General features: G+C 54.3%; 13 protein-coding genes. 7 read left to right on the plus strand and 6 right to left on the minus strand.

What is annotated here, in order from left to right; all coding sequences use genetic code 11:
- Positions 1 to 170: 170 nt before the first annotated feature.
- The gene (locus V6940_RS17905; RefSeq protein ID WP_185669920.1) at positions 171 to 512 is read left to right on the plus strand and encodes a FlxA-like family protein; all 342 of its coding nucleotides are present in this window, start codon (positions 171 to 173) and stop codon (positions 510 to 512) included.
- On the opposite strand, the gene V6940_RS17910 is transcribed toward V6940_RS17905, so the two are convergent.
- The gene (locus tag V6940_RS17910; RefSeq protein WP_333496758.1) at positions 503 to 1,429 is read right to left on the minus strand and encodes a LysR family transcriptional regulator; all 927 of its coding nucleotides are present in this window, start codon (positions 1,427 to 1,429) and stop codon (positions 503 to 505) included. The genes V6940_RS17905 and V6940_RS17910 overlap by 10 nt on opposite strands.
- Positions 1,430 to 1,518: 89 nt before the next feature.
- Between V6940_RS17910 and V6940_RS17915 the strand changes: the two genes are divergently transcribed.
- A complete protein-coding gene (locus tag V6940_RS17915; RefSeq protein WP_052282372.1) occupies positions 1,519 to 2,514 on the plus strand; it encodes a bile acid:sodium symporter family protein in 996 nt (331 codons plus the stop codon).
- Here V6940_RS17915 and V6940_RS17920 read toward each other — a convergent pair.
- From V6940_RS17920 to zipA, 3 genes are all read right to left on the minus strand, one after another.
- Positions 2,511 to 2,723: a DUF3820 family protein gene (locus V6940_RS17920; protein WP_035896906.1), complete on the minus strand. Its 213-nt coding sequence runs from the start codon at positions 2,721 to 2,723 to the stop codon at positions 2,511 to 2,513. The genes V6940_RS17915 and V6940_RS17920 overlap by 4 nt on opposite strands.
- Before the next feature lies 1 nt (position 2,724).
- Positions 2,725 to 4,740 carry an NAD-dependent DNA ligase LigA gene (gene ligA / locus V6940_RS17925; RefSeq protein ID WP_333496759.1) on the minus strand — a complete coding sequence of 672 codons (2,016 nt, stop codon included), beginning with the start codon at positions 4,738 to 4,740 and terminating at the stop codon, positions 2,725 to 2,727.
- A 70-nt stretch (positions 4,741 to 4,810) separates the two neighbouring features.
- Complete coding sequence (zipA, locus tag V6940_RS17930; protein ID WP_333496760.1) at positions 4,811 to 5,821, minus strand: cell division protein ZipA; 1,011 nt, start codon at positions 5,819 to 5,821, stop codon at positions 4,811 to 4,813.
- 230 nt (positions 5,822 to 6,051) lie between these two features.
- Between zipA and cysZ the strand changes: the two genes are divergently transcribed.
- The 5 genes from cysZ to crr all read left to right on the plus strand — a co-directional run bounded on the left by cysZ (position 6,052) and on the right by crr (position 10,907).
- Positions 6,052 to 6,813 (plus strand): sulfate transporter CysZ, encoded by a 762-nt coding sequence (gene cysZ, locus V6940_RS17935; RefSeq protein ID WP_333013095.1) that lies wholly within the window; start codon positions 6,052 to 6,054, stop codon positions 6,811 to 6,813.
- Between the two features lie 156 nt (positions 6,814 to 6,969).
- Entirely contained in the window at positions 6,970 to 7,941 is a 972-nt protein-coding gene (gene cysK / locus V6940_RS17940; protein WP_035896911.1) for a cysteine synthase A, read from the plus strand.
- A 385-nt stretch (positions 7,942 to 8,326) separates the two neighbouring features.
- Entirely contained in the window at positions 8,327 to 8,584 is a 258-nt protein-coding gene (gene ptsH, locus V6940_RS17945) for a phosphocarrier protein Hpr (RefSeq protein ID WP_002913505.1), read from the plus strand.
- 45 nt (positions 8,585 to 8,629) lie between these two features.
- Positions 8,630 to 10,357, plus strand: a complete 1,728-nt coding sequence (gene ptsI / locus V6940_RS17950; RefSeq protein ID WP_185669913.1) for a phosphoenolpyruvate-protein phosphotransferase PtsI — start codon at positions 8,630 to 8,632, stop codon at positions 10,355 to 10,357.
- A 40-nt stretch (positions 10,358 to 10,397) separates the two neighbouring features.
- Complete coding sequence (gene crr, locus V6940_RS17955) at positions 10,398 to 10,907, plus strand: PTS glucose transporter subunit IIA (protein ID WP_185669912.1); 510 nt, start codon at positions 10,398 to 10,400, stop codon at positions 10,905 to 10,907.
- 61 nt (positions 10,908 to 10,968) lie between these two features.
- Here the strand turns inward: crr and V6940_RS17960 are convergent, their stop codons facing one another.
- Together V6940_RS17960 and pdxK are read right to left on the minus strand one after the other, a co-directional pair.
- The gene (locus V6940_RS17960; RefSeq protein WP_333496761.1) at positions 10,969 to 11,208 is read right to left on the minus strand and encodes a cytoplasmic protein; all 240 of its coding nucleotides are present in this window, start codon (positions 11,206 to 11,208) and stop codon (positions 10,969 to 10,971) included.
- On the minus strand, positions 11,205 to 12,071 hold the full coding sequence (gene pdxK, locus V6940_RS17965) for a pyridoxine/pyridoxal/pyridoxamine kinase (RefSeq protein WP_333496762.1): 867 nt from the start codon (positions 12,069 to 12,071) through the stop codon (positions 11,205 to 11,207). Before pdxK ends, V6940_RS17960 begins: the two co-directional genes overlap by 4 nt.
- Positions 12,072 to 12,155: the final 84 nt, after the last annotated feature.

A 12,155-nucleotide genomic window follows, 5' to 3' on the forward strand; every position in this document is an offset into this window, starting at 1 on the left:
ACGGCCCGAAGGGCGAGCGAAGCGAGTCATCCTGCACGACCCACCAATGTAAAAAGGCGCCCTAAAGGCGCCTTTTTGCTATCTGCGTTTTATGTACGCCACCGGGAAAAGCTCAAGTCTCCTCCCGTTCTGCCGATACTCCTTATATTTCTCCCAATAAGGCGTATACCATGACCACCATCAGCGCTCCCTCTATCGCTTCACTCAAAACCACCACCAGCACTGCCGCACCGAGCGGTAACGACGCGGCATCACAAATGGCACGTATCACCCAGCAGATCGTTAAGCTGACTCAGCAGCTCAAAGAAATTGCGGACGGCAGCGGCAGCACGGAAGAAAAGCAAAAGCAGGCCGAGATGATTCAGGAGCAGATAGCCATGCTGGAAGCGCAACTGGCGCAGCTCCAGAATCAGCAGGCAGAAAAAGCACAGGAAAAACAGGAAGCCTCTTCTGCCGCCATCACCGGCGTGAACAAGCCCAGCGACGATCATCAGATTGATATTTACGTCTGATACAGCGGATCCTGTAGCCGCTCATCCATTAACTGCTGGCTTTGCTCCCGCACCACATCCCACAGCGCCTGGGCGGCGGTGGAAAGCGAACGATTTTTCCGTCTCGCCAGCATTAGCTGACGCTCTACGCCCGGCGACATCCGCTTCACCACCAGCGGGCTCCCCTCCGGCAATGGTAGCGCCAGCGCCGGAATGATGCTGATACCAATGCCCGCCGTCACCATAGGGAACAGCGTTGCCGGGTGACCAATCTCCTGTACGATGTCCGCTTCAATCTTATGCAGCTGGAGCGCCGCATCAATCAGCATCCGGCTGCCGGAAGCATAGTCCTGCAGCACCAGCTTCGCACCCTGCAACGCCTGCCAGTCGACCTCCGGCATAACGGCAAACGGGTGATCGCTGCGGCACAGCAGGAAAAATGGCTCAGAGAGCACTGTTTCGCACTGCAAATCCCCCACTACGCCGGGATCGATAACGATACCGAAATCAACGTCGCCCTGACGAATACTCTCCAGCACCCACTGCTGCGGCCGGTCATGCAGCACAAAGCGAATATCCGGATACCGACGGTTGCTTTGGGCGATACACTGCGGGATAAGATGCGCTGAAATCGTCTGACTGGCCGCCACCCTGACCGTTCCACTTAGCTGCTGTCCCGTGCGCCCGGCTTCCCGTAGCGTGCCCTGTAGCTCATCCAGTAACCGTTCCAGCCGAGCGGCAAGCTGCTGCCCCGCTTCCGTCAGCACCACTTCACGTGTGGTGCGGTCAAGTAAACGGACGCCCGTTTGGCTTTCCAGCTCCTTTACGCTGTGGCTGACCGCCGACTGGCTCAGGCCGATTATCTCCCCTGCCCGGCTAAAACTCTTCGCCTGGGCCACCGTTACAAACACCTTCAACTGTCGCAGCGAGTAATTCATCTGTTTTATTCATGAATGGATGCAATAAATCAATTTTATTTCTCAAAAATAAAAAAGCAAAATGTGTGCATCGATCTTCAGGAGTCTTTATGAAACTTTTCCGCATTTTAGATCCGTTTACGCTGACGCTTATTGCGGTCGTTCTGCTTGCCACCTTCTTCCCAGCGCGCGGCGACTTCGTTCCCTTTTTTGAAAATCTGACCACCGCCGCCATCGCGCTGCTGTTCTTTATGCACGGCGCCAAGCTGTCGCGTGAATCGATTATTGCCGGCGGCAGCCACTGGCGGCTGCACCTGTGGGTGATGTGCAGCACCTTCGTGGTCTTCCCGGTGCTGGGCGTACTGTTTGCCTGGTGGGCACCGATTAACGTCGACCCACAGCTTTATGCCGGTTTCCTGTATCTGTGCATTCTGCCCGCTACCGTGCAGTCTGCCATCGCTTTCACCTCGCTGGCAGGCGGTAACGTTGCAGCCGCCGTCTGCTCTGCGTCAGCGTCCAGCCTGCTGGGGATCTTCCTGTCGCCGCTGCTGGTTGGCCTGGTGATGAACGTCCACGGCGCGGGCGGTAGCCTTGAGCAGGTGGGCAAAATCATGCTGCAGCTGCTGCTGCCGTTTGTGCTGGGGCACCTTTCCCGCCCGTGGACCGCGGCGTTTGTGACCAAACACAAAAAATGGATTGCCAAAACCGACCAGACCTCGATTCTACTGGTGGTCTACTCCGCCTTCAGCGAAGCGGTAGTCAACGGTATCTGGCATAAGGTCGGCGTAGGGTCACTGCTGTTTATCGTGGTGGTGAGCATCGTGCTGCTGGCGCTGGTGATTCTGATTAACACCGTGGTTGCCCGTCGTCTGGGCTTCAATAAGGCGGATGAGATTACGATCGTCTTCTGCGGATCGAAAAAGAGCCTGGCCAACGGTATCCCGATGGCCAATATTCTCTTCCCGACGTCTGTATTGGGGATGATGGTGCTGCCGCTGATGATCTTCCACCAGATTCAGCTGATGACCTGCGCAGTGCTGGCCCGTCGCTACAAAGCGCAGGCCGAAAAACTGCAGGCCAAAGAGCAGGCCCGCGTAGGCAGCTAGCGCTTAAGGGGCTGAACCAGCTGGCTCAGCCCTTCTGTTTTGATGAGCAGCGTCAGCTGCATCAGCTCGCCAAGGTGCCCGGCCGGAAACTGATCCTTACGGGCAAACCACAGCAAATACTCTTCCGGCACATCAATGAGACGCCGTCCTTTGTACTTGCCGAACGGCATTTCGGTGTTGGCAATTTCAATCAGCTGCGCTTTATCCACCTCAGACTCCTAACAGACGCAGCATTTCGGCTTCATCGATCACCGCAATGCCAAGCTCCTGCGCCTTAACCAGCTTCGAGCCCGCCGCTTCACCGGCAATCACCAGATCGGTCTTCTTCGACACGCTACCGGCAACTTTCGCTCCCAGCTCAATCAGACGCGCTTTGGCATCGTCACGGGACATCTGGCTCAGGCTACCGGTCAGCACTACGGTTTTACCGGCAAACGGGCTGTCTATCTCTTCGGCGTTGATCACCACCGGCGCAGGCCAGCTCACGCCCTCTTTCAGCAGTTGCTGAATAACGTGACGGTTGCTCTCTTCGGCAAAGAAGTTGAACACATGATTCGCCACCACCACGCCGACGTCCGGCACCTTTTGCAGCTCTTCAATAGAAGCGGCTTCCAGTGCTTCAAGCGTACCAAAGTAGGCCGCCAGACCGGCTGCCGTTGCCTCGCCCACTTCACGAATACCTAACGCGTAGAGGAAGCGAGCGAAGGTGGTCTGTTTGGCTTTTTCCAGTGCGCTAACCACGTTCTGTGCCGATTTCGGCCCCATACGGTCAAGCCCGGTCAGTTTGCCTGCGGTCAGGGTGAAAAGGTCGGCCGGGGTATGGACGTATTCTTTTTCTACCAACTGGTCGATGATTTTGTCCCCCATGCCGTCTACGTCAAGCGCACGGCGGGAGACGAAGTGCTTGAGCGCCTCTTTACGCTGCGCACCGCAGATAAGGCCACCGGTACAGCGGGCTACGGCTTCACCTTCCACGCGCTCCACGTCGGAGTTACATACCGGGCAATGGGTTGGGAAGACGATTTCCTGAGTGTCATCCGGGCGCTCAGAGAGCACCACGTTGACCACCTGCGGAATCACATCACCCGCGCGGCGAATCACCACTTTGTCACCAATACGCAGGCCAAGACGTTCGATTTCATCGGCGTTATGCAGCGTCGCGTTGCTGACCAGCACACCGGCTACCTGCACCGGCTCAAGGCGCGCCACCGGTGTAATTGCCCCGGTACGCCCAACCTGGAACTCTACGTCGCGCACAAAGGTCATCTGCTCCTGCGCCGGGAACTTAAACGCCACCGCCCAGCGCGGCGCGCGGGCTACAAAGCCCAACTGTTCCTGCAACGCCAGCGAGTTCACCTTGATCACCACGCCATCGATATCAAAACCGAGCATCGGACGGTCAGTTTCAACTTTATGATAGTAAGCGAGTACTTCCTCCGGGGAGTCACAGAGCGTGACCCGGTCGCTCACCGGCAGCCCCCATTCTTTAAACTGCAGCAAACGCCCCAGATGGGTGTCCGGCAGCTCGCCCCCTTCCAGTACACCCACGCCGTAGCAGAAGAAAGTAAGCGGTCGCTTCGCGGTGATGCGCGGGTCAAGCTGACGCAGCGAGCCTGCGGCGGCGTTACGTGGGTTAGCAAACACCTTATTGCCGGTGCGACGGGCTTCGTCGTTGATTTTTTCAAACCCGGCCTGCGGCATAAACACTTCGCCACGGACTTCCAGACGAGCCGGGATATTGTCACCGCGCAGCTTCAGCGGAATGGCGCGAATAGTGCGAACGTTAGAGGTGATGTCCTCACCGGTGGTACCGTCACCGCGCGTTGCCGCGCTGATGAACACACCGTTTTCATAGAGGATGCTGACCGCCAGACCGTCCAGCTTTAGCTCACAGCACCAGGTTAGTTTATCCGTGCTCTTGAGACGGTCCTGGACGCGTTTGTTAAAGGCAAGAAAACTCTCTTCGTCAAAGACGTTGTCCAGCGACAGCATCGGCACTTCATGGCGAATCTGGCTGAATGCCGCCAGCGGTTCGGCGCCGACACGCTGCGTGGGGGAGTCGGAGGTAATCAGCTCCGGGTGCTGCGCTTCCAGCTCACGCAACTCGCGCATCAGACGGTCATACTCCGCATCCGGCAGCTCCGGGGCATCTAAAACATGATACAGATATTCATGATGGCGAAGCGTCGCTCGCAGTTCATTCAGTTGTTGTTCTATAGGTTGCATATCACACCATCAATGATAAAAAACCCCCGACAGGCGGGGGTTCAGGAAGGATTGGAAACGCGCGAGCCTATCAGGCGTTGGCGTCTTTAACTTCGCGGATGCGGTCCTGATACTCACGCAGTTTTTGCGGGGTCATCATGCGGCGTTGGTCATCCAGCACTACACCACCCACTTCGTCGGCAATGTACTGCGCCGACTGTAGCATCAGCTTGAAGTTTTGCAGCTCGTCGCCGTAGGACGGCACCTGCATGAAGATGGTCACGCCAGTGGTTTCCATCTCACCCATCGTTTCCGGGTCAAAGGTGCCAGGCTTGAGCATATTGGCCAGGCTAAACAACGCCGGCCCACTGCCGTCCGGGCTAAGATGGCGATGGAAAATGTTCATGTCGCCAAATTTAAACCCGGCCTGCTGAATGCTGTTCAATAGCAGTTCGCCGTTAATCTGCGTGCCCTGATGCGCAGAGACGTTCATGACGATAACCGTCTCTTTACGCTCTTTTTTCTCAGGCTGAGCTGGTTCAGGCGCTGGCTGTGCGGCAACCGGTTCTGGCTGCACCGGCTGAGCGACTGGCGCTTCTACCGGCTGCGGAGCCTGAGGCGCTACAGGCTGCTGAGCAACGTGCTGCGGCGCTTGAACTACTGGCTGAGGTTCGGCAACCGGCGGACGCGGAGGCTGCTGAACAGGCTGCGGCGGCGGTACCGGCGCGGGCTGTGCAGGCTGATAAGGCTGTTGCACATGCGGTTGCTGTACCGGCTCAGGCGCACGCGCAGGCTGAGGCGCCTGACGCTCATAAGGCGGCTGGTACTGGTGTTGAGGCGCGTGACGAGGGGCTTCATGCTCCCCAGCTGCCCCAGGGGCGTGATTGACCTTGTGGACCCGTACTTCACCCACGCCTTCAACATTGTCATCAGCATCGTCTTCCGACTCATCGTCGGCATCACGAGACTTCATTCGCTTTATTGGTCGATCGCGGAACATCGATGAACGTTCTTTACGGCTCGTCCAGAAACCATGAACCAGTAAAGCAAGTATGGCGATCGCGCCAACAATGATTAATATCAGACGCAAATCCTGCATCATTATATTCTCTGTTGTTCTAACACCTTGCCACCACGGCAAACATTTACTCACTAAGAGTATTTGCCCATCACGTCAAGTGCAAGTGTGCACATGACATTCACCGCATAAAGATGCGTTAAATCGTACTTTTTGCTGTTTTTTCGAACATTTCCTAACTGGTCATTGTCCAACAACCCGATAATATATAGTCGTCTTTTCAATGTAGTCCGTAAAAGGAGCTTCACCTGACCATGGTTTCATCGTCCACCCCTGCCGCACGTAGCGGCGTCTACTATTTCTCTCAGGGCTGGAAACTGATCGGCTTGCCGGGCATCCGCCGATTCGTCATCTTACCGCTGTTGGTCAATATCATCCTGATGGGCGGCGCCTTCTGGTGGCTATTCAGCAAGCTGGAAAGCTGGATCCCATCCTTAATGAACCGTATCCCCGACTGGCTGCAGTGGTTGAGCTATCTGCTGTGGCCGGTGGTGGTGATTTCAATTCTGCTCGTGTTTGGCTACTTCTTCTCGACCATTGCCAACTGGATTGCCGCGCCGTTCAACGGCCTGCTGGCGGAACAGCTGGAAGCGCGCTTAACCGGTGCGACGCCGCCGGATACCGGCGTGGTTGGCATCATGAAAGATCTGCCGCGCATCATGAAGCGTGAATGGCAGAAGCTGGCGTGGTATCTGCCGCGCGCGATAGTGCTGCTCCTGCTGTACTTTATTCCGGGCATTGGTCAAACGGTCGCGCCGGTGCTGTGGTTCCTGTTTAGCGCGTGGATGCTGGCTATCCAGTACTGCGACTACCCGTTCGACAACCATAAAGTGCCGTTTAAAACCATGCGCCAGGCCTTACGCACCCGCAAGGTCACCAATATGCAGTTTGGTTCACTGGTAAGCCTGTTCACCCTGATTCCGGTGTTGAATCTGGTGATTATTCCGGTCGCCATCTGCGGCGCGACGGCGATGTGGGTTGACTGCTATCGCGACAAACACGCGATGTGGAAGTAATCTTCTCCCCAGGCGGGGCTTATGCCCTGCCTTATTCCATCCCGCTTGCCATTATTTCCCTTCAGTATATAGATATGCGAAATCCTTACTTCCGCAGAATCTTTAAGCAGGTATGCTGGACCAGTACCCCAAATTTCATACAGTTAAGGATAGGCCATGAGTAAGATTTTTGAAGATAACTCCCTGACTATCGGTCATACACCACTGGTACGACTGAACCGCATCGGTAATGGGCGCATTCTGGCGAAGGTTGAGTCACGTAACCCAAGCTTCAGCGTCAAATGCCGTATCGGTGCCAATATGATTTGGGATGCCGAAAAACGCGGCGTGCTGAAGCCTGGCATCGAACTGGTTGAGCCAACCAGCGGCAACACCGGTATTGCTCTGGCCTATGTCGCTGCCGCCCGTGGTTATAAGCTGACGCTGACCATGCCTGAAACCATGAGCGTTGAACGCCGTAAGCTGCTGAAAGCGCTGGGTGCCAACCTGGTGCTGACCGAAGGCGCGAAAGGCATGAAAGGGGCGATTCAGAAAGCCGAAGAGATTGTTGCCAGCAACCCGGAAAAATTCCTGCTGTTGCAGCAGTTCAGCAACCCGGCTAACCCGGAAATTCACGAAAAGACCACCGGCCCGGAAATCTGGGAAGATACCGACGGTCAGGTTGACGTATTCATTGCAGGCGTCGGCACCGGTGGTACGCTGACCGGCGTAACGCGCTACATCAAAAATACCAAAGGCAAAACGGATCTGATCTCAGTCGCCGTTGAGCCAACCGATTCTCCAGTTATCGCTCAGGCGCTGGCGGGTGAAGAGCTGAAGCCAGGGCCACATAAGATTCAGGGGATTGGCGCAGGTTTCATCCCTGGCAACCTCGATCTGAAGCTGATTGATAAAGTTGTCGCCATCACCAACGAAGAGGCTATCTCCACGGCGCGTCGCCTGATGGAAGAAGAAGGCATTCTGGCGGGTATCTCTTCCGGTGCAGCAGTTGCCGCTGCGTTGAAACTCCAGGAAGATGAAACCTTTACCAATAAGAATATTGTGGTTATCCTACCATCTTCGGGTGAGCGTTATTTAAGCACGGCGCTGTTCGCAGATCTCTTCACCGAGAAAGAACTGCAACAGTAATGCCAGTTGGTTAAAATCGTGTAAAAAAGCACCCAAATGGGTGCTTTTTTGTGGCATGCATCAAACTTTTACCCCCCCTGGCATTGATTCACCTTCCTAGGTCTGGTATTTAACCTCTCATATTTATTTTGAGCCGCGAAATTATTCTTAACAGGTTTTCCATAAGCTGAATCGATTTTATGATTTGGTTCAAATCCTGCTTTCACGGCATAATGTTTAATGATAAGCGAAACGTCAAAGGCCAGAAGCGTCTGCGTCGGATGGTTTGTCGCCGATGGTAGTGCTGATTTTGTGGGCGTCGCTTGATTCGTAATACAGGCTAAAGTCTATCCACCAGGCTAGACTTTAGTTCCACAACACTAAACCTATAAGTTGGGGAAATATAATGTTCCAGCAAGAAGTTACCATTACCGCTCCGAACGGTCTGCATACCCGCCCTGCTGCTCAGTTTGTTAAAGAAGCGAAAGGCTTCACTTCCGAGATCACTGTGACCTCCAACGGCAAAAGCGCTAGCGCAAAAAGCCTGTTCAAACTGCAAACTCTGGGTCTGACCCAGGGCACCGTTGTTACCCTGTCCGCAGAAGGTGAAGACGAGCAGAAAGCAGTTGAACATCTGGTTAAACTGATGGCTGAACTCGAGTAAGTTCAACGAGTTCTTTTAAATATCAGTCACAAGTAAGGTAGGGTTATGATTTCAGGCATTTTAGCATCCCCGGGTATCGCTTTCGGCAAAGCACTGCTGCTGAAAGAAGATGAGATTGTCATCGACCGGAAGAAAATTTCTGCCGATAAAGTTGAGCAGGAAGTTGAACGTTTTCTGAGCGGCCGTTCTAAAGCGTCAGCTCAGCTGGAAGCTATCAAGACTAAAGCTGGCGAAACTTTCGGTGAAGAAAAAGAAGCCATCTTCGAAGGGCACATCATGCTGCTCGAAGATGAGGAGCTGGAGCAGGAAATCATAGCCCTGATTAAAGATAAGAACATGACGGCTGACGCAGCTGCGCATGAAGTTATCGAAGGTCAGGCAACTGCCCTGGAAGAACTGGATGATGAATACCTGAAAGAACGTGCGGCTGACGTACGTGACATCGGTAAGCGCCTGCTGCGCAACATCCTGGGTCTGGCCATTATTGACCTCAGCGCTATTCAGGATGAAGTTATCCTGGTTGCCGCAGACCTGACGCCGTCTGAAACCGCACAGCTGAACCTGAAGAAGGTGCTGGGCTTCATCACTGACGTCGGTGGCCGTACTTCCCACACCTCCATCATGGCGCGTTCCCTGGAACTGCCAGCGATCGTGGGTACCGGTAGCGTCACCACTCAGGTGAAAAATGGCGACTATCTGATTCTGGATGCCGTAAACAACCAGGTTTACGTCAACCCAACTAACGAAGAAATTGAGCAGCTGCGTGCCATTCAGGAACAGGTTGCCAATGAGAAAGCCGAACTGGCTAAACTGAAAGACCTGCCGGCAATCACCCTTGATGGCCACCAGGTTGAAGTTTGCGCCAACATCGGTACCGTTCGTGATATCGACGGTGCTGAGCGTAACGGCGCCGAAGGTGTTGGTCTGTACCGCACCGAATTCCTGTTCATGGACCGCGACGCGCTGCCAACTGAAGAAGAGCAGTTTGCGGCGTACAAAGCCGTTGCTGAAGCGTGTGGCTCTCAGGCGGTTATCGTCCGTACCATGGACATCGGTGGCGACAAAGAGCTGCCGTACATGAACTTCCCGAAAGAAGAGAACCCGTTCCTGGGCTGGCGTGCCGTGCGTATCGCAATGGATCGTAAAGAGATCCTGCGTGACCAGGTTCGCGCTATCCTGCGTGCCTCTGCTTTCGGCAAACTGCGCATCATGTTCCCGATGATCATCTCTGTTGAAGAAGTGCGTGCACTGAAGAAAGAGATCGAAATCTACAAACAGGAACTGCGCGACGAAGGTAAAGCGTTTGACGAAACGATTGAGATTGGCGTGATGGTAGAAACCCCTGCCGCTGCGACTATCGCTCGTCATTTAGCCAAAGAAGTTGATTTCTTTAGTATCGGTACCAATGATTTAACGCAGTATACTCTGGCAGTTGACCGTGGTAATGATATGATTTCACATCTTTACCAGCCAATGTCACCGTCTGTCCTCACCTTGATCAAGCAAGTTATTGATGCTTCTCATGCTGAAGGCAAATGGACTGGCATGTGTGGTGAGCTTGCAGGCGACGAACGTGCTACACTTCTGTTGCTGGGTATGGGTCTGGACGAATTCTCTATGAGCGCCATTTCTATCCCACGCATTAAGAAGATTATCCGTAACACGAACTTCGAAGATGCAAAGGTTTTAGCAGAGCAAGCACTTGCTCAACCAACTACAGACGAACTGCTGGCGTTGGTGAACAAGTTCATTGAAGAAAAAACAATCTGCTAATCCACGAGATGCGGCCCAAATTACTGCTTAGGAGAAGATCATGGGTTTGTTCGATAAACTGAAATCTCTGGTTTCTGATGATAAAAAAGACACCGGAACCATTGAGATCATTGCACCGCTCTCTGGCGAAATCGTCAACATCGAAGACGTGCCGGACGTAGTGTTTGCTGAGAAAATCGTTGGCGATGGCATTGCTATCAAACCGACCGGCAACAAAATGGTTGCGCCGGTTGACGGCACCATCGGTAAAATCTTTGAAACCAACCACGCTTTCTCTATCGAATCCGATAGCGGCATCGAGCTGTTCGTTCACTTCGGTATCGATACCGTTGAACTGAAAGGCGAAGGTTTCACTCGTATCGCGGAAGAAGGCCAGCGCGTTAAAGTTGGCGATACCGTGATTGAGTTCGATCTGGCTCTGCTGGAAGAAAAAGCCAAGTCTACCCTGACTCCGGTTGTTATCTCCAACATGGACGAGATCAAAGAACTGATCAAACTGTCCGGTAGCGTAACTGTGGGTGAAACCCCAGTTATCCGCATTAAGAAGTAATGCTTAATTGCATATAGAAATGGCGCCGATTGGCGCCATTTTTTTTTGCCTGTGAACCGATTTACAGCTGCGACGTCACCGGGCGGAAACACGGCTCGCGCATCAGAATTTTCATCCCTTCCGGCCCGCTTTCCAGCATTCGACGTTCAGAATCAGACACCAGCAGTTCACACTGATAGCCACCGGTCACGCCAAACATCGCCCGCGCAACGCAGGCATCTTCAAGGGCATCCTGCCCGCTGGTATCAAAATGCCCTACCAGACGGCCATTATGCCGAATAACCAGACGATAACACTTCATCGCACCTCCCCTGCCGGTGGCAGTATTAATTCATCACAACCGCGTTGCTGCGTCCAACTCATCACTGCCAGCACCCTTTCTGCCGCCGCATGCGCCGCTGCAGCCAGCGGCTGTTGCCGCACAATGCCGCTAATGAGCTCAGCGCAGAACAGATCCCCCGTCCCTTTCAGGTCCGTTTCCAGTCTCGGATGCTCAATCACCTCCGTCGATTCCGGCGTCACTACGGCGACCGTAATATTGTTATCCGTCTGCCCCGGCGCGCTGGTAATCACCACCCACTTCAGCGTGTCGCTGAGCAGTGATTTCGCCGCCAGAATCGCCTCATCCAGCGTACGGCACGGCTTGCCGCTCAGCATTTCCAGCTCGAACACGTTCGGCGTCAGCCCCTGGGCCAGCGGCAAAAGATGATTACGGTAGGCCTCCGGGATTTCCGCCTTCACGTAGATACCGCTGTCGACATCGCCAATCACTGGGTCGACCAGAATGCAGATATCCGGGTGCGATACCTGCACCGTTTTCAGCCACTCGGCTAGCAGCGCAATCTGCTCCGCGCTGCCCATATAGCCCGTCGTGACCGCCTTCAATTCGCGCAGCGCATCACGCTCATTCAGCGCCTTCAGATAGCCGCCGAACCACTCACCGGGAATGACGCCACCGTAGAACGTCTCGTAATGCGGCGTATTGCTGAACAGCACCGTCGGCACCGCGGTCACCCGCAGGCCGTGGGATTTTATTGCTGGCACTGCAATGCTGTTGCCTACGCTACCGTAGACCACCAGCGACTGAACGGCCACGATGTCCGTCTGTAATGCCCGGTGCGTATCGTTGAAGAGCACCGACTGTATTTCACTATCCTGCCCCATCTCCTTCTCCTCTGACTCTGGACAGCGGGCTAACGCCTCACTATTATCGTCATATGCTAAAATTCATTTTGTCATAGGTCAATA

The sequence above is a fragment of the Kluyvera sp. CHPC 1.251 genome, from assembly GCF_036759945.1.
In the GTDB taxonomy this organism is placed as follows: Bacteria; Pseudomonadota; Gammaproteobacteria; order Enterobacterales; family Enterobacteriaceae; genus Kluyvera; species Kluyvera sichuanensis.

What these genes read in the sequence shown, in the direction of transcription:
- zipA (WP_333496760.1), bottom strand. Translation starts at nt 5,821, where the DNA reads ATGATGCAGGATTTGCGTCTGATATTAATCATTGTTGGCGCGATCGCC.
- V6940_RS17910 (WP_333496758.1), bottom strand. Translation starts at nt 1,429, where the DNA reads ATGAATTACTCGCTGCGACAGTTGAAGGTGTTTGTAACGGTGGCCCAG.
- ptsI (WP_185669913.1), top strand. Translation starts at nt 8,630, where the DNA reads ATGATTTCAGGCATTTTAGCATCCCCGGGTATCGCTTTCGGCAAAGCA.
- crr (WP_185669912.1), top strand. Translation starts at nt 10,398, where the DNA reads ATGGGTTTGTTCGATAAACTGAAATCTCTGGTTTCTGATGATAAAAAA.
- pdxK (WP_333496762.1), bottom strand. Translation starts at nt 12,071, where the DNA reads ATGGGGCAGGATAGTGAAATACAGTCGGTGCTCTTCAACGATACGCAC.
- cysZ (WP_333013095.1), top strand. Translation starts at nt 6,052, where the DNA reads ATGGTTTCATCGTCCACCCCTGCCGCACGTAGCGGCGTCTACTATTTC.
- V6940_RS17905 (WP_185669920.1), top strand. Translation starts at nt 171, where the DNA reads ATGACCACCATCAGCGCTCCCTCTATCGCTTCACTCAAAACCACCACC.
- cysK (WP_035896911.1), top strand. Translation starts at nt 6,970, where the DNA reads ATGAGTAAGATTTTTGAAGATAACTCCCTGACTATCGGTCATACACCA.
- V6940_RS17915 (WP_052282372.1), top strand. Translation starts at nt 1,519, where the DNA reads ATGAAACTTTTCCGCATTTTAGATCCGTTTACGCTGACGCTTATTGCG.
- V6940_RS17960 (WP_333496761.1), bottom strand. Translation starts at nt 11,208, where the DNA reads ATGAAGTGTTATCGTCTGGTTATTCGGCATAATGGCCGTCTGGTAGGG.
- ptsH (WP_002913505.1), top strand. Translation starts at nt 8,327, where the DNA reads ATGTTCCAGCAAGAAGTTACCATTACCGCTCCGAACGGTCTGCATACC.
- ligA (WP_333496759.1), bottom strand. Translation starts at nt 4,740, where the DNA reads ATGCAACCTATAGAACAACAACTGAATGAACTGCGAGCGACGCTTCGC.